General features: G+C 59.0%; 15 protein-coding genes. 13 read left to right on the top strand and 2 right to left on the bottom strand.

From position 1 onward, the window contains the following. From BM316_RS02030 to BM316_RS02005, 6 genes are read left to right on the top strand one after another with little or no spacing between them, the layout of a single operon-like run. A complete protein-coding gene (locus tag BM316_RS02030) occupies positions 1–936 on the top strand; it encodes a phosphate acyltransferase (RefSeq protein WP_090203354.1) in 936 nt (311 codons plus the stop codon). Further along, positions 933–1,697, top strand: coding sequence for a sulfite exporter TauE/SafE family protein (locus BM316_RS02025; protein WP_090203352.1), 765 nt, complete (start codon positions 933–935; stop codon positions 1,695–1,697). Before BM316_RS02030 ends, BM316_RS02025 begins: the two co-directional genes overlap by 4 nt. 11 nt (positions 1,698–1,708) lie before the next feature. After that, the gene (locus tag BM316_RS02020; protein ID WP_090203350.1) at positions 1,709–4,534 is read left to right on the top strand and encodes a molybdopterin oxidoreductase family protein; all 2,826 of its coding nucleotides are present in this window, start codon (positions 1,709–1,711) and stop codon (positions 4,532–4,534) included. Further along, complete coding sequence (locus BM316_RS02015; protein ID WP_090203348.1) at positions 4,531–4,722, top strand: hypothetical protein; 192 nt, start codon at positions 4,531–4,533, stop codon at positions 4,720–4,722. The genes BM316_RS02020 and BM316_RS02015 overlap by 4 nt, the downstream gene beginning before the upstream one ends. After that, a complete protein-coding gene (locus tag BM316_RS02010; RefSeq protein WP_090203345.1) occupies positions 4,719–5,480 on the top strand; it encodes a 4Fe-4S dicluster domain-containing protein in 762 nt (253 codons plus the stop codon). The genes BM316_RS02015 and BM316_RS02010 overlap by 4 nt, the downstream gene beginning before the upstream one ends. Then, positions 5,480–6,352, top strand: a complete 873-nt coding sequence (locus BM316_RS02005) for a dimethyl sulfoxide reductase anchor subunit family protein (protein WP_090203341.1) — start codon at positions 5,480–5,482, stop codon at positions 6,350–6,352. The genes BM316_RS02010 and BM316_RS02005 overlap by 1 nt, the downstream gene beginning before the upstream one ends. 67 nt (positions 6,353–6,419) lie before the next feature. Here BM316_RS02005 and BM316_RS02000 read toward each other — a convergent pair whose 3' ends face one another. Next, a complete protein-coding gene (locus BM316_RS02000; RefSeq protein ID WP_090203338.1) occupies positions 6,420–7,481 on the bottom strand; it encodes an ABC transporter ATP-binding protein in 1,062 nt (353 codons plus the stop codon). Between the two features lie 3 nt (positions 7,482–7,484). Beyond that, positions 7,485–8,288: an IclR family transcriptional regulator gene (locus tag BM316_RS01995; RefSeq protein ID WP_242649711.1), complete on the bottom strand. Its 804-nt coding sequence runs from the start codon at positions 8,286–8,288 to the stop codon at positions 7,485–7,487. A 160-nt stretch (positions 8,289–8,448) separates the two neighbouring features. On the opposite strand from BM316_RS01995, the gene BM316_RS01990 reads away from it, so the two are divergent. The 7 genes from BM316_RS01990 (at position 8,449) to BM316_RS01960 (ending at position 16,064) form a co-directional block, all read left to right on the top strand. Then, positions 8,449–9,714 (top strand): ABC transporter substrate-binding protein, encoded by a 1,266-nt coding sequence (locus tag BM316_RS01990; RefSeq protein WP_090203337.1) that lies wholly within the window; start codon positions 8,449–8,451, stop codon positions 9,712–9,714. A gap of 135 nt (positions 9,715–9,849) precedes the next feature. Then, positions 9,850–10,803, top strand: coding sequence for a carbohydrate ABC transporter permease (locus BM316_RS01985; RefSeq protein ID WP_090203334.1), 954 nt, complete (start codon positions 9,850–9,852; stop codon positions 10,801–10,803). Continuing rightward, on the top strand, positions 10,803–11,651 hold the full coding sequence (locus tag BM316_RS01980) for a carbohydrate ABC transporter permease (protein WP_090203331.1): 849 nt from the start codon (positions 10,803–10,805) through the stop codon (positions 11,649–11,651). Before BM316_RS01985 ends, BM316_RS01980 begins: the two co-directional genes overlap by 1 nt. A 1-nt stretch (position 11,652) precedes the next feature. Continuing rightward, positions 11,653–13,734, top strand: a complete 2,082-nt coding sequence (locus tag BM316_RS01975; protein WP_090203328.1) for an alpha-galactosidase — start codon at positions 11,653–11,655, stop codon at positions 13,732–13,734. After that, entirely contained in the window at positions 13,731–14,633 is a 903-nt protein-coding gene (locus BM316_RS01970; protein WP_090203325.1) for a 2-dehydro-3-deoxygalactonokinase, read from the top strand. Before BM316_RS01975 ends, BM316_RS01970 begins: the two co-directional genes overlap by 4 nt. A gap of 4 nt (positions 14,634–14,637) precedes the next feature. Then, the gene (locus tag BM316_RS01965) at positions 14,638–15,246 is read left to right on the top strand and encodes a 2-dehydro-3-deoxy-6-phosphogalactonate aldolase (RefSeq protein ID WP_090203322.1); all 609 of its coding nucleotides are present in this window, start codon (positions 14,638–14,640) and stop codon (positions 15,244–15,246) included. Continuing rightward, the gene (locus tag BM316_RS01960) at positions 15,243–16,064 is read left to right on the top strand and encodes an SMP-30/gluconolactonase/LRE family protein (protein ID WP_090203319.1); all 822 of its coding nucleotides are present in this window, start codon (positions 15,243–15,245) and stop codon (positions 16,062–16,064) included. Before BM316_RS01965 ends, BM316_RS01960 begins: the two co-directional genes overlap by 4 nt.

Below are 16,064 nucleotides of genomic sequence, written 5' to 3'. Positions count from 1 at the left end.
ATGACAACCCCGTTCCTATCCGCGCGCGAGGCCGTGGCCCCCGCCGATCTGATCGCCAAGGCACAAGAGTTCGCCGCCCCGCGTGTCGCCATCGCCCGCGCCGGTGCGCCCCTGCCGATGGAAGCCGCAAAGCAGGCGACCGAGGCCGGCCTCATGATCCCCGTCTTTGTGGGCGAGGCCGATATGATCCGCGCCGAAGCGGACAAGCTGGGCTGGGACATCTCGGCCTACGCCCTGCATGACACGACTGGCGAGGAAGAAGCCGGCAAAACCGCCGCTGGTTTGTGTGGCGCGGGCGAGGCTGATGCCCTGATGAAGGGCCAGCTCCACACAGATGTGTTTATGAAAACCGCTGTCAGTCGGGACGCTGGTTTGCGCACAGGCAATCGCTTTGTGCATATCTTCCACATCACACATCCTGACGGCGGCAGGCCGCTTTTGGTCTCTGATGCTGCCCTCAACGTCTCACCCGATCTCACGACCCGACAATCAGCTATTCTTGAGGTCAAGAAACTCCTGAACGCCCTTGGCAATACGCGCCCTAAAATTGCGATCCTTTCTGCCACCGAAAGCGCGATCCCGTCAGTGCCATCGTCGATGGAGGCCAAGGAACTGGCGGACTGGGCGGCAGGGAACGTGCCAAACGCCGATGTCTCGGGCCCGCTCGCGCTGGACCTGATCCTGTCTCCGAAGTCCGTTGCTACAAAGGGTCTGACCGATGACCCCGTTGCGGGTCGGGCGGATGCGATCATTGTGCCGGACATCGTGTCGGGCAACGCAATCTTCAAGTCATTGGTCTATCTGGCAGGTGGCTGTGCTGCAGGGCTGGTGACAGGGGCCAAGGTTCCGATCCTGCTGACCTCGCGCGCGGACCCACCTGCGGCGCGGATCGCCTCGGCTGCGTTGGCAGCAATCAGTTGTGGGTTGCCCAAGTGATCGACACAATCCTCTCAGCCACCGATCTCACGGGCAATGAATTCGCGATCCTGACGGGTATCGTGATCCTTGCGGGGATCGTGCGGGGTTTTTCGGGTTTTGCGCTTTCGGCGATTGTCATGGCAAGTGCTGTGATCATCCTGCCGCCCGTGCAACTGATCCCGATCTGCTGGTGGCTTGAAATGACCGCCTCGGTGCTGATGGCAAAGGGCGGCTGGGCAGAGGCAGATCGTGGTATTGTCTTGGGCCTTGTCATCGGATCGACGGCTGGCGTGCCAGTCGGTCTCTGGCTGACGACATCACTGCCTGTGGACACCAGCAAGACCATTGCGCTGGTGATCATTATCGCGCTTGCTGCGTCACAACTGGCCAAGGTGCGGCTGCCGTTTCTGGCGACCAAGCCGGGGCTTTACGGATCAGGCTTTACCGCCGGGGTCGTCACAGGATTAGCCAGTGTCGGCGGTATGGTCATTGCTCTTTATGTGTTGGCGCAAGATGCTGTGGCGGGCAAGATGCGGGCAGCCTTGGTCCTTTTCCTGTTCTTCAGCTCCTTCACCTCGCTGATCACGCTCCTTCTTTTTGGTGTCATGGATGGGTCCGCCGTGATGCGCGGACTTGCCCTTGCGTTGCCCACGGCATTCGGCGTCTTTTTGGGTCAGATGCTCTTTACGCCACGCTTTGCCGCCTACTATCGTCCGTTTTGCCTGTCATTGCTTTGTGCATTGGCCGGTGCCGCCCTTATTCGCACGCAAATCGCCTGAAAGGTCTGCCCATGTCACTCGATCAGCCGCAACTGGACTTATCCCCAAAGGTTTCAGACGAAGTGCGTAAGACGACATGCTACATGTGCGCCTGCCGCTGCGGGATCAACGTTCACATGAAGGACGGCAAAGTCGCCTATATCGAAGGCAACAAGGACCATCCGGTGAACCAGGGTGTCCTTTGCGCCAAGGGCAGCGCAGGGATCATGCAGCACAACGCCCCATCGCGACTGCGGGCACCGCTCAAGCGCGTGGGCGAGCGCGGATCGGGCGAGTTTGAAGAGATTTCATGGGACGAGGCGCTGGAACTGGCGGTGAGCTGGCTGAAACCCATCCGCGAGACTGCCCCCGAGAAGCTGGCCTTTTTCACAGGCCGCGACCAGTCGCAGTCTTTCACGGGCCTTTGGGCACAGAGCTACGGCACGCCGAACTTTGCCGCACACGGCGGTTTCTGTTCGGTCAATATGGCAGCGGCGGGCATCTACACGATGGGCGGCGCCTTCTGGGAATTCGGGCAGCCGGACTGGGACCGCACCAAGATGCTGATGATCTTCGGCGTGGCCGAGGATCACGACAGCAACCCGATCAAGATGGGCATCGGCAAGATCAAGAAGCGCGGCGCGAAACTGATTGGCGTGAACCCGATCCGCACGGGTTACAACGCCGTGGCTGACGAATGGGTCGGCATCACGCCAGGCACCGACGGTCTGTTCATTCTTTCGCTGATCCACTGCCTGATGAAGGCGGGTAAAATTGACCTCGACTATCTGGCCCGGTTCACAAATGCCTCTGTGCTGATCAACGAAGACCCCGGCTCTGAGCAATATGGCCTTTTCATTCGTGACGAGAACGGCCAACCGCAGGTGATCGACCGCCGGACAGGTGAGCTTGCTGCGTGGAATGGGCAGGGTGTAGAGCCGGATCTCTCTGCCACGTATCGCAACGCGGGCGTGACCCACCGGCCTGTGTTCCATCTTATGGCGGACCGTTATCTGTCGGATGAATATGCACCGGAAAATGTGGCCGAGACCTGCGGTCTCACACCGGAGCGAATCCGTGCGATTGCCGCCGAACTGGCGCGCGTCGCCTTTGACGAGGCGATTGAACTCGACCGCGCATGGACAGACTTCCGCGGCAAGAAACATGACAAGATGATCGGGCGTCCGGTGTCCTTCCACGCGATGCGCGGGATTTCGGCGCATTCCAACGGGTTCCAGACCTGCCGCGCGCTGCACACCCTGCAGATCATCCTCGGCTCGGTCGAAACACCGGGCGGCATGCGCTTCAAACCGCCCTACCCCAAGCCAGCCACCGCCCACCCCAAGCCGCATGGCAAGGTCACACCGGGAGCGGCACTCGACGGCCCGCACCTCGGTTACACGCATGGGCCTGAGGACCTCATCATCGACAATGAAGGCAACCCCAAGCGCATCGACAAAGCCTATTCATGGGACAACCCGATGTCGGCTCACGGGCTGATGCATATGGTGATCTCCAACGCCTATGCGGGTGATCCCTACAAGATCGAAACGCTGTTCATGTATATGGCGAATATGTCGTGGAACTCGTCCATGAACACATCGGGCGTCATGAAGATGCTGACGGACAAGGACGAAAGCGGCGAATATGTGATCCCGCGCATCATCTACTCGGATGCCTATTCCTCCGAAATGGTGGCCTATGCCGACCTGATCCTGCCCGACACCACCTATTTGGAACGGCATGATTGTATCTCGCTTCTCGACCGCCCGATCTGCGAGGCCGACGGCGTTGCCGACGCGATCCGCTGGCCTGTGGTCGAACCTGACCGCAATGTGCGCGGTTTCCAGTCGGTGCTGTGCGATCTGGGTGCACGCCTTGGGATGCCCGGCTTCGTGAACGAGGACGGCAGTGCCAAATATAAAGACTACGCCGACTACATCACCAACCACATCCGCCGCCCCGGCGTCGGCCCGCTGGCCGGTTTTCGCGGCGAAGACGGACAGAAGTCCGGCCGTGGTGAGGTCAATCCGAACCAGATTCAGGCCTATATCGACAACGGCGGCTTCTGGATCGAGCACGTTCCCGAAAACGCCGCCTACTACAAACCGTTCAGCAATGAATATCAGGACTGGGCGGTCGAGATGGGCTTTTACGATGCTGTGCAGCCCTACATCTTCCAGCTTTATGTGGAGCCGCTGCGCAAGTTCCAGCTTGCCGCCGAAGGTGTGGGCCAGCGCCAGCCGCCCGAGCATCTGCGTGAGCGTATCAAGACCACCATGGACCCGCTCCCGATCTGGTATCTGCCGTTCGAGGACGGACATGTTGACCCCGTCGAATACCCTATTCACGCGCTGACCCAGCGCCCGATGGCAATGTATCACTCATGGGGCACGCAGAACGCATGGCTGCGCCAGATCCATGGCCACAACCCGCTTTACGTGCCCACCAAGATCTGGGAGGCCAACGGTTTTAAAGACGGCGATTGGGCCAAGGTCACCTCGGCGCACGGTTCGATTGTCGTACCGGTCGCGCATCAGGCCTCGCTCAACAGCAGTACAATCTGGACGTGGAACGCCATCGGCAAACGCAAAGGCGCATGGGCGCTGGATGAAAACGCGCCAGAGGCAACCAAAGGCTTTCTGCTTAATCACCTGATCCACGAATTGCTGCCACCAAAAGGCGACGGGCTGCGGTGGGCCAACTCCGATCCGATCACAGGGCAAGCCGCTTGGTTCGACCTGCGCGTGAAGATCGAGAAATCCGACGTGCCGAATGAGGCGCAACCGGCCCTGCCGCCGATCAAATCGCCTGTGGGCAAAGGGCCAAAGGAACTCGGCTGGAAGGTGGGACAATGAGCAACCGCCAAGTCCTCCTTCTGATCGCTGCTTTCGTGGCGCTCACATTGGGCAGTTTCATCTGGTACATCGCCACATGGGACGCTGATGAACGCGTCGGCCATACCTCAGGTCACGCCCCCATTTTCATCTTGGCCCAAAAACTCCCGCCGGAGGCATCTGCCTTCTCAACAGGAGCAAACGCATGACCCAACTCCCTCCGCCATCCGCCAAAAAGCTTGGTCTGGTGATCGACCTTGATACCTGCGTGGGCTGTCACGCCTGCGTTGTTTCCTGCAAAGGCTGGAACACCGAAAACTATGGTGCCCCTCTGTCTGACCAAGACGCATATGGTGCCAATCCCTCTGGTACGTTTCTCAATCGCGTACACTCCTACGAAGTGCAGCCTGCCCAGGGCGAAGCACAATTGATCCACTTTCCCAAATCCTGTCTGCATTGCGAAGACGCACCCTGTGTCACCGTCTGCCCAACAGGGGCCAGCTACAAACGTGCCGACGACGGGATCGTGCTGGTCAACGAAAGCGACTGTATCGGGTGTGGGCTTTGCGCCTGGGCCTGTCCTTACGGTGCGCGGGAACTTGACGCCAAAGAGGGGGTGATGAAGAAATGCACGCTCTGTGTTGACCGGATCTATAACGAGAACCTGCCAGAGGAAGACCGCCAGCCTGCCTGTGTGCGCACCTGCCCTGCCGGCGCGCGGCATTTTGGCGATCTGGGCGATCCCGACAGCGACGTCAGCCAACTGGTGGCCGAACGCGGTGGCTTCGACCTGATGCCAGAGCAAGGGACCAAACCCGTCAACAAATACCTTCCCCCACGGCCAAAAGACGAGATGCCGGAGTTTGACGTTCTGGCACCCTACCTTGAGCCGGTCGCAAGCGATGGCAAAGGCTTTGTCGGTTGGCTCGACAAGGCGCTCTCTGCCCTGCCAGGAGGAGCGAAATAATGCACCCGGCACCAAGTGTAATCATCTTCAATACCTTCTCCGGTCTGGGCTTCGGCCTGCTGTTCTGGCTTGGCATGGGGGCGATTGTGCCCACCGGCATTGGCGCCTTCATCTGGTTTACGATCGCCTATATTTTTGCAGTTGGCGGTTTGATCTCGTCGACATTTCACCTTGGCCACCCCGAACGTGCGATCAAGGCCTTCAGCCAGTGGAAAACAAGCTGGCTCAGCCGTGAAGGTGTCTGCGCGGTTTTCGCCCTGATCGTGATGGCGCTTTATGGTGCCGGTCTGGTCTTCCTTGGCACGCGCTATGCCATTTTCGGCATCGTTGGCGGGCTCGCCTCGCTTGGTGTCGTCTTCACGACATCCATGATTTACACCCAGATGAAGACCGTCCCGCGTTGGCGGCATTGGACGACGCCGGCGATGTATCTGCTTCTGTCTGTCGGTGGCGGTGCGCTGCTGTCAGGCCAGATCGCTTATGCGATCGTTCTGCTGTCTGCCGGTGCAGCGCTGCAATGTCTTTCTTGGCTCATCGGTGATGGGCGTTTCAAAGCGTCCGGTACCACGATGGAGACAGCGACCGGGCTTGGCGGGATCGGCAAGGTCCGTGCGTTTGAACCCCCGCACACTGGCACCAACTATCTGATGCGCGAGTTTATTCATCAGGTGGGGCGCAAGCACGCGCAGAAGCTGCGTGTGATCACCATCGTGCTGGCCTTTGTTGTGCCTGTCATCCTGCTGTTGCTGCCTTTCAATCACATCTTGGCATCATTGGCCGTGCTCAGCCATATCGCTGGTGTCCTGACACTCCGCTGGCTTTTCTTTGCACAGGCAGAGCACGTCGTCGGCCTCTACTACGGCAAACGCTGACCGGTATTATCGGCCCGCAAATATCCTGGGGTGAGCCGCAAAGCGGCGAGGGGCAAAGCCCCTCACCTTAACCTCTGATCCGCAACTCTGTTTCGGCATCGAAAAGGTAGATGCGCCCCGCCTCGATAGTGATCCCGACGCTGTCCCCTTCTGAACTGCGGATATCGCCGCGTTCTTCCACGATCACCCGCTCTCCGGATGCGCTGGTGAGATAAGCATATGAGACGCCACCGAGGCTTTCGGTCAACTCGACCGTATGCGTGTTGCCATTCGGATCGATTGTGATGTGCTCAGGGCGCGCACCAATGCTGACGGAACGCCCTTCTGACGCGGCCCCCGGAACACCGTCAATCCGCCCGCCGAGACCAGGCGCATCAACGCCACCGCCTGAAATCGTCCCCGCCACAAAGTTCATCGCCGGTGAGCCGATAAAGCCCGCGACAAACTTGTTGTCAGGATCGCGGTAGAGGTCCATCGGGGCACCGACCTGCTCGATATTTCCAAGACGCAGCACAACGATCTTGTCGGCCAGCGTCATCGCCTCGACCTGATCGTGGGTCACGTAGATCATCGTGGCGCCGATTTCCTTGTGCAGCCGTGCAATCTCGACCCGCATTTCGACTCGCAACTCGGCATCAAGGTTCGAGAGCGGTTCGTCGAAAAGAAAAACCTCCGGTCCGCGTACAATCGCGCGACCGATGGAAACGCGTTGGCGCTGGCCACCCGACAGGGCGGCGGGCTTGCGGTCCAGATAGGGCTCCAGCTTGAGGATGCGTGTGGCCTCAGCCACTTTGGCGTCGATTTCGGACTTGGGGTGGCCGTTCATTTTCAGGCCGAACCCCATGTTATCCTTCACGGTCATATGCGGATAGAGCGCGTAGGTCTGGAACACCATTGCCACGCCACGCTGGGCGGGGTCCATCCGGGTCACATCGCGACTGCCGATGTGGATGGCGCCTTCCGTTGTTTCCTCAAGCCCTGCAACCATGCGCAGCAATGTGGACTTGCCGCAGCCTGATGGCCCGACGAAGACGCAGAATTCGCCGTCCTCAATCTCAAGATCGACGCCGTGGATCACCTGTACATCGCCGTAGCGCTTGATCACCTTGTTCAGTGTCACACCAGACATGGCCTACATCCTTGTTGCTTCTTTTGCGTTGTAATCGGGAAAATTCCAGTTTGCGGCATCCCTGGCGATCTTGCGGGCCGTTTCCCGCAGGACCGGTTCGAAACTTTCCAGACCGGCCAGATTGGTCCGACCTGTCGTGCTCGTGACAGAGAGAGCGCCAAGCAGACGGCCGGTGTCACTCAGGATTGGCATGGCGATGCAGATGATCCCCGGCTCATGTTCCTCACGGTCAAAACCGTAACCATTGGCGCGGATCTCCGCTAACTCGGCGCGCAGTGCGTCAGCGTCGGGCAGCGTATGCTCTGTAAAGCGGTGAAATGATTGCTGGCCGATGGCATTTTCTGCCACGACCGGGTCGACATGCGCCAGCATCACCTTGCCGACACCGGTGCAATAGGCAGGGCCGATTTTGCCTGCCTGACTGTACATTTCCACCGGCTTGTTGGCGTTGCGCTTGTCGATATAGAGCACCTGTGCGTGGTCAAGTTGTGCCAGATGGACGGTTTCGCCTACGGCAGCACTCAACGCATCAAGATGAGGGCGCGCCATCGGTGCCAGCGTCGATTGATCCCATGCCGCATGTGCCAGCCGCACAAGGCGTAGGCCGGGACTATAGGTTTGCCGCTCTGGGTCATACGCCAGCATCTGCTGGCTCGTCAGCGTCTGGACAAAGCGATAGAGCGTCGGCTTGGGAAAGGGCGAGTCTGCAAGCAATTCGGCAAAGCGGACCGGGCGCCCGAAGGCCGCGACCTGATCCAGCACCTCCAGCGCTTTACCGACTGTGCCGTCTCCGGTCACTCGTCCCATGCGTCCTCCCAACGTCGAAGTGCTTTGACAGCGGCCTCCCCACCGATGCAGCCTTCGAGTGTTGACAACGCTAGCCGAGTCGCGGTTTAGTATCAACATCCAAAACTAAGTTTCAAATAATGAAACAAAGTTACATACGGAAGCATACTGGGAGGACACCATGCATTCCACTTTGAAAACGTCGTTCGCGGCGTTGGTTGCCGCTGGCGTAACAGCGACAGCCGGTTTCGCAGATGGCCACGCAAGCCTGTCTGGCGAGCTCAACATCATCTCTGACATGTCAAACCCTGCACCGCGTGCGGTGATGGAAGGTCTCGCGGCGGACTTTGACGCGATGCACCCCGATCTGACAGTGAACCTGACGATCGTCGACCGCGAAGCATGGAAGACACAGATCCGCAACGCACTCAGCGCGAACCCGCCTGACGTTGTAAACTGGTATGCTGCCAACCGCATGCGTCCCTATGTTGACGCGGGCCTGTTCATGGACATCTCCGATGTGTGGGAAGAAGAGGCGTTTGACGCATTGGCTTCCACCAAAGGCGCCATGACACTCGACGGCGCCCAGTGGGGCGTGCCCTACACCTACTATCAGTGGGGTGTTTACTACCGCAAAGACATCTTTGACCAGTTCGGCCTCGAAGAGCCAACCAACTGGGAAGAAGAGCTGGCAAACTGCCAGACACTGCTGGACAACGGCATCAAGTGCTACACGATCGGCACCAAATTCCTTTGGACCGCTGGCGGTTGGTTTGACTACATCAACAGCCGCACAAACGGCTATGACTTCCACATGGAGCTTGCCCGTGGCGAAGTGCCTTGGACAGACGACCGCGTGCGCCAGACATTCGCCAACTGGCGTCAGCTGATCGACATGGGTGCCTTCATTGACGATCACCAGACCTACAGCTGGCAGGAAGCTCTGCCATTCATGGTCAATGGTGAAGCCGCTGCATATCTGATGGGTAACTTTGCTGTTGCTGCGATGCGTGATGGCGGGCTCGGTGACGATCAACTGGACTTCTACCAGTTCCCGGTCATCAACCCTGATGTCGACTACGCAGAAGATGCGCCAACTGACACATTCCACATCGCATCGGGCGCCACAAACGTGGATGCTGCGAAGGAATTCCTGCGCTACGTGACATCTGCCGAAGTGCAGACGGCGATCAACGCTGGCGACGCGCTTGGTCAGCTGCCTGTCAACGCGAACTCGTCAATTGATGACGACAAGTTCCTTGAGCAAGGCTTTGACATGCTGTCCAACAATGCAGGCGGCGGCATCATGCAGTTCTTCGACCGTGACTTCGACGCAGAAATGGCGTCCGTCGGGATGGAAGGTCTGCAGGAGTTCATGGTGTTCCCAGACAACCTGGATGACATCCTTGAGCGCCTCGAAGAGACACGCCAGCGTATCTACAACTAAATCTCAGGCGGCGAGGGAAACCCCTCGCCTCAGAAGCCTCGCCCCATATCGGGGCGGGGCTGACCCGCGCCTTCAACCCATCTGCAAGCCGCGTGCCGCCGCTTCCACATGTGTTGACCCAGCAGGAGAAACGCCATGTCGGTGACGCCGGCCGTGCCGAGCACGCACGCTTCCGAACCCCAGCGCGGCTGGTATAAGCGCAACGAGATTGCCATCACCCCATGGCTGTTTCTCGCACCGGCGATCCTGTTCTTTGCCGTCTATGTGATCATTCCGATTGGACAGTCCTTCTGGATTTCCTTTCACGAATGGGACGGTCTGGGCGAAAAGACATGGGTCGGCACCGCCAATTACGAGCGTCTGCTTGGCTGGGGCGACCAGAATATGGATCGCAAGTTCGAAACGTCGTTCTGGAACAATATCAAGTGGCTGGTGCTATATCTGCTCGCCATCCCGGCGGGATTGTTTATCGCGCTTTTTCTCAATCAGACTGTCACTGGCATCCGTTTCTACAAGTCGATGTTTTTCTTCCCCTTCGTGATCAGCCAAGTCGTTGTTGGTCTGGTGTTTTCGTGGTTCTACCTGCCGCGCGAGGGCCTGTTGAATGCGATACTGGGGTTCTTCGGGGCGGGTCCGGTCAACATCCTCGGTGATCCGACGCTTGCCACCTACGGGATTATCGCTGCGGGGCTCTGGCCGCAGACGGCCTATTGTATGATCCTTTATCTGACGGGCCTGAATGCGGTTGATCCTGAGCAGGTTGAGGCGGCACGGCTCGACGGGGCGAAGGGCTGGAAAATGCTGTGGTATGTGATCCTGCCGCAATTGAAACCGGCAACCTTCATTGCATTCGTTGTCACAATCATCGGCGCGCTGCGCTCGTTCGATCTGATCAGCGTGATGACAAACGGCGGACCATTCGGGTCGACCCGTGTGCTGTCCTTCTACATGTTCGAGGAGTCGCTGTCGGAATTCGGTTTCCGGATGGGCTACGGCGCCGCGATCGCGGTTGTCCTGTTTTTCATCATGCTCGGGTTCATCACCTATTTCCTCTATTCGATGTACCGTGACGAAAAGGGGGCACGCTGATGTTTCCGACACCGCTCGAAAAGACCTCACGCAGTTGGCAAATTTCCTATCAGGTACTTTTGCCAATCGCGCTTATCATCTGGCTTTTGCCGCTGATTGCAGTCGCAAACTTCTCGATCAAGCCGGAGTCGGATTTCGTCAACGGCAACTACTGGGGGTTGCCGGGCAGCTTTGAGGCGCTGAACAACTACGGTAAGGTGTTCTTTGAATCCAACATGCCGCGATATCTGTGGAATTCGCTCTGGATCACGATCCCTACCGTGATCGGAGCGGTGGCCTTGTCCTGCATGGCGGGTTTTGCGCTTGGCATCTACAAATTCAAGTCGAACCTGCCGATCTTTTTTATGTTCATCGCAGGCAACTTTGTGCCTTTCCAGATCCTCATGGTGCCTGTCCGCGACATGACCGTGAGCCTGAACCTCTATGACACCAACCTGGGACTGGTCCTGTTCCACATTGCTTTCCAGACGGGGTTCTGCACGCTCTTCATGCGCAATTTCATCCGTGCCCTGCCCTTCCCGCTGATCGAAGCGGCGCGGGTTGAGGGCATCTCTGAGTGGCGCATTTTCCTATACGTGGTGCTGCCGCTGATGAAGCCTGCGCTGGCCGCGCTGTCGGTTCTCATCTTTACATTCATCTGGAACGATTACTTTTGGGCGGTGGTTCTGACCCAAGGGCCTGATGCACAGCCTGTCACCGCAGGGATCACGGAATTCAACTCTCAGTTCCGTGCCGCCTATCACCTGATGAGCGCCGGTTCGATCGTCGCGGCCCTGCCACCTGTGCTGATGTTCTTTTTGATGCAGAAACACTTTATCGCGGGTCTGACCCTCGGAGCTGTCAAATAAGATGAACCGGACATTTCGGATTGATGACGCCCGCCAGACACTGGTGCTGGCGGCCCAAGGAGACCGCCTGCCGCAGGTCGTTTATTGGGGCGCGCGATTGCCAGATGGTGAGGATCTGCAGACGGTGCATGCAGCCCACGCGATTGATGTGACGGGCGGTATGCTGGATGAGAACCCTGACCTCTCGCTTTGCCCGGAGGCGACGCGGAGTTTCCCGGGACAGCCCGGCCTGATCCTGCGTGATAGTGACGGCACGCCGCTCTTGCCCAAGTTCTGCTACAAGGACCACAGTCAGGGCGACGCGCTGGAGTTGATCTACGCGGACGAAGAGAATGGCCTGACCCTGACCTTCACTTTCGCCTGTGACCCCGAAACGCATATTATCACCTGCCAATCGGCCCTTGACGCATCACGGCCCGTGCATCTGCACTGGCTCGCCGCACCCGTTCTGCCCGGTCCGCAGCAGTCGGACGAGATGATTGACTTCGCCGGCCGCTGGATCGGTGAGTTTCAGACAAATCGCACCGCGTGGTCAGCAGGGATGCGCTATCGCGAAAACCGGACAGGTCGGACAGGACATGAGCATTTTCCGGGCCTCATCGTGCCGTGTCGCGGCACAACGAATACTCAAGGAGAGGCATACGGCTTTCACTACGGCTGGTCCGGCGGTCACCGGATGATTGCCGAGGAATTGCCCGACGGCCGCCGCCAGATCCAGTGGGGCCATGCCGCACGGATGGAAACCGCGCCCGCCACACGGTTCACAACGGCGCCGCTTTACATCACCTATTCCAACAGCGGCCTGAACGGCTGTGCCACCGCCTTCCAGCGCCACCTGCGCGACCGGATCGTGACCTGGCCGAAGCCTGACGCCCCGCGCCCGGTGCATTACAACTGCTGGGAAGCGGTCTACTTCGACCACAAGATCCCCGTGCTGCAGGACATCGCCAACCGTGCCGCAGCACTCGGTGCTGAACGGTTTGTTTTGGATGACGGCTGGTTCGGTCAGCGCGACGATGACACCCGCAGCCTGTCAGACTGGACCGTGGATCCCCGCAAGTACCCAGACGGGCTGCACCCACTGATCGACCATGTTCATGGTCTTGGCATGAGCTTTGGTATCTGGTTTGAGCCCGAGATGATCAATGAAGACAGCGACATCCACCGCGCCCGCCCCGACTGGGTTCTAGGCAGCGAGGACCAGACGCTGGGCCGCCAGCAAAAGGCGCTTAACATGGCGTTGCCAGAGGTGCGGGAGTACCTTTATGAGCGGATGTCAGCGATCCTCAGCGAATACGAGATCGACTACATCAAATGGGACCACAACCGCGTCCTGCCAATGCCGGATGCATCACAGACGCGCGGATCCTATGCGCTGATTGACCAGCTGCGCGCAGATTTCCCGAAGGTCGAGATCGAAAGCTGCGCCTCCGGTGGCGGGCGGATCGACTTTGGCATTCTGAAACGAACGCAGCGCGTCTGGCTGTCTGACAGCAACGATGCGTTGGAAAGGCTGCGCATCCAGCATGACGCGGCCCTCTTCCTGCCATTGGTCGTGACCGGCAGCCATGTCGGCCCACGCCATTGTCATACTTCGGGCCGTGTGCTCGACATCTCTTTCCGCGCATGGGTCGCCGCCCAGCGCCACATGGGCTTCGAGATGGACCCCCGGGAGTTGGATGAAACAGAAACCGCTGTTCTGAAAGAGGTCACCCGGTGGTGGAAGAACAATCGCACATGGATGGAGCGCGCCGATATTCTGCGCTTGGATAGCGCTGACCCATCCGTTCTGGCCGAACAGCAACTCGCCAGGGACCAGAGCCGCTTTGTCGTTTTTGCTGGCAAAGCTGCGACCAGTTCACAGATTGCCCCCCGCCCGCTGCGCCTGACGGGATTGGACCCGCAGGCAAGCTATCGCATTACGCTTGCCAACCGGAATACGCTGCATCGCCTTTCGAGAGGTCCGACGGCACTCAAGACCGACACGCTTGAACTGTCAGGGGCCTACCTGATGCACCATGGCGTGACATTGCCGTGGTCCTTCCCCGAGCGTATGTGGGTGCTTGAAGGACAGAAGCTATGAACGCAACAGTGTCACCCGACTGGATCGCCGTTGACTGGGGGACCAGCAATATGCGGGCCTGGGCGATGACGTCCTCAGGCACGGTATTGGCCGAAGCGTCATCAGATCAGGGCATGGGCAAGCTGAGCCGCGACGGTTTCGAGGACGCGCTTTTAGATGTGATCGCTGACTGGTTGGAAGGGCCGACGCCTGTTGTTGCCTGTGGCATGGTAGGATCACGTCAAGGCTGGGTCGAGGCACCCTATGCCGCAACACCCTGTGCCGCACTCCCCGAAGGCATGACCGCTGCGCCGACAAGAGACGACCGGCTACAGGTCTCGGTGATTTCCGGTATCAAACAGGCTGAGCCGGCCGATGTGATGCGTGGCGAGGAAACCCAGATCGCCGGGTTTCTTGCGCTCAACAAAAACTGGGACGGGGTCATCTGCCTCCCTGGCACACATACAAAATGGGTCCACGTGAGCGCAGACGAAGTGGTCAGCTTCCAGACTTACATGACCGGCGAGTTGTTCAACGTGATCGCAGCACAAACCGTGCTGCGTCATTCCGTGGCAACCGATGGCTGGGATGCCGACGCTTTCGACGATGGTGTAAGCATCGCAATGGCGCGCCCAGAGCGCCTTGCCTCTCGGCTTTTCTCTTTGCGTGCCGAAGGTCTTTTGAATGGCCTTGATGGTGCATCTGCGCGTGCGCGCCTGTCGGGGTTGTTAATCGGGGCTGAACTTGCCGGTGCAAAACCATATTGGCTGGGGCAGCAAATTGCGGTGATTGGCGACGGGGGACTTGCGGGGCATTATGTGCGCGCGCTGGCTGCTCAGGCGGCCCCTGCAACACAGGTAAATGCGTCCGCTGCAACTCTCGCCGGTTTGACCGCCGCCTACCGACGCTTGAAAGGATAGACCGATGGACCGACCACTGATCGCGATCCTGCGCGGTATCACGCCTCCTGAGGCTGTGGCTGTTGCCGAAACCCTGATCGCTGCAGGGATCACCAAAATTGAAGTGCCGCTCAATTCGCCCGACCCGTTCAACAGTATTAAAGCCATGGCCGATGCATTTGGCGATCGCGCGCTCATCGGTGCCGGTACGGTTCTGTCGGTCGAAGATGTAGGCCGCGTGGCGCAAGCGGGAGGCAAGCTGGTCGTCTCGCCCAACTGTGACCAACGGGTGATCGTGGCGACCAAGACTGCAGGCATGGAAAGCTGGCCGGGCGTGATGACCCCGAGCGAATGCTTTGCCGCCCTCAAGGCAGGCGCGGACGGGCTCAAGATATTTCCTGCCAGCCTGCTTGGGCCCGAAGGGATCAAGGCGATCCGTGCTGTGCTCCCCAATGGCACGCAGGTTTACGCAGTGGGCGGCGCAGGCGCCGACAACTTTGCAGAGTGGATGGCGGCATCTGCTGACGGTTTCGGGATCGGCTCTGCACTCTACAAGGCGGGTTTCTCGGCCGAGGAAGTTGGCAAACGCGCCCGCGAGATGGTCGCGGCCTATGACAAGGCCGCTGGCCAATGATCTTTGACGAGACAAAGTGCCAATTGGGCGAAGGGCCGCTTTGGCACCCTTTGCGCAATACGCTGTTCTGGTTCGATATCCTGAGCAAACAGTTGCGCTGCAAAGACCGCCATTGGCAATTTGATGAATATGTCAGCGCCGCAGGCTGGGTCGATGAGGACACATTGCTTATTGCATCTGCCAATGCGCTCAGCCGGTTTTCGATATCGACCGGCAAGGCCGAAGAAGTTTGCCCCTTGGAGGCAGATAATCCCGTCACACGATCCAACGATGGCCGTGCCGACCCAAAGGGCGGTTTCTGGATCGGAACGATGGGGATCGATGCCGAGCATGGGGCGGGCGCGATCTACCGCTACTATAAAGGCGAGCTACGACAGCTCTTTGCGCCGATCACGATTTCCAATGCGATCTGTTTTGCGCCAGACGGCAAGACAGCCTATTTCACAGACACCCCGACGCAGATGATCATGCGTGTGCCCCTCGACGAAGATGGTTGGCCAGCAGGTGAACCTTCTTTGCATATCGACCTGCGCGGCACGGAGTTCCGCCCCGACGGGGCCGTTGTTGATGCAGCGGGTAATCTCTGGAATGCGCAATGGGGAGTGGGACGTGTCGCTGTCTACGATCCTGGTGGCGACTTCATCGAGAGTTTCAGTTTTGCTGGCAAGCAAACATCCTGTCCCGCATTTGGTGGTGACGGGCTCTCAACGCTCTTCTGCACATCTGCCGCAGTCGGCCTTGATGGCGCAGATCAGGGCAAAACCTTCACGACCCCGACTTCTTACACTGGGCAGAAAGAGCATCGGGTGCAGCTCTAA

It is taken from the genome of Yoonia litorea (assembly GCF_900114675.1).
Classification (GTDB): Bacteria; Pseudomonadota; Alphaproteobacteria; order Rhodobacterales; family Rhodobacteraceae; genus Yoonia; species Yoonia litorea.
The sequence above is the reverse complement of the archived record's forward strand: the minus strand, read 5'-3'. Positions and strand labels throughout refer to the sequence as shown.

What these genes read in the sequence shown, in the direction of transcription:
- BM316_RS02030 (WP_090203354.1), top strand. Translation starts at nt 1, where the DNA reads ATGACAACCCCGTTCCTATCCGCGCGCGAGGCCGTGGCCCCCGCCGAT.
- BM316_RS02020 (WP_090203350.1), top strand. Translation starts at nt 1,709, where the DNA reads ATGTCACTCGATCAGCCGCAACTGGACTTATCCCCAAAGGTTTCAGAC.
- BM316_RS02015 (WP_090203348.1), top strand. Translation starts at nt 4,531, where the DNA reads ATGAGCAACCGCCAAGTCCTCCTTCTGATCGCTGCTTTCGTGGCGCTC.
- BM316_RS02010 (WP_090203345.1), top strand. Translation starts at nt 4,719, where the DNA reads ATGACCCAACTCCCTCCGCCATCCGCCAAAAAGCTTGGTCTGGTGATC.
- BM316_RS02005 (WP_090203341.1), top strand. Translation starts at nt 5,480, where the DNA reads ATGCACCCGGCACCAAGTGTAATCATCTTCAATACCTTCTCCGGTCTG.
- BM316_RS02000 (WP_090203338.1), bottom strand. Translation starts at nt 7,481, where the DNA reads ATGTCTGGTGTGACACTGAACAAGGTGATCAAGCGCTACGGCGATGTA.
- BM316_RS01995 (WP_242649711.1), bottom strand. Translation starts at nt 8,288, where the DNA reads ATGGGACGAGTGACCGGAGACGGCACAGTCGGTAAAGCGCTGGAGGTG.
- BM316_RS01990 (WP_090203337.1), top strand. Translation starts at nt 8,449, where the DNA reads ATGCATTCCACTTTGAAAACGTCGTTCGCGGCGTTGGTTGCCGCTGGC.
- BM316_RS01985 (WP_090203334.1), top strand. Translation starts at nt 9,850, where the DNA reads ATGTCGGTGACGCCGGCCGTGCCGAGCACGCACGCTTCCGAACCCCAG.
- BM316_RS01980 (WP_090203331.1), top strand. Translation starts at nt 10,803, where the DNA reads ATGTTTCCGACACCGCTCGAAAAGACCTCACGCAGTTGGCAAATTTCC.
- BM316_RS01975 (WP_090203328.1), top strand. Translation starts at nt 11,653, where the DNA reads ATGAACCGGACATTTCGGATTGATGACGCCCGCCAGACACTGGTGCTG.
- BM316_RS01970 (WP_090203325.1), top strand. Translation starts at nt 13,731, where the DNA reads ATGAACGCAACAGTGTCACCCGACTGGATCGCCGTTGACTGGGGGACC.
- BM316_RS01965 (WP_090203322.1), top strand. Translation starts at nt 14,638, where the DNA reads ATGGACCGACCACTGATCGCGATCCTGCGCGGTATCACGCCTCCTGAG.
- BM316_RS01960 (WP_090203319.1), top strand. Translation starts at nt 15,243, where the DNA reads ATGATCTTTGACGAGACAAAGTGCCAATTGGGCGAAGGGCCGCTTTGG.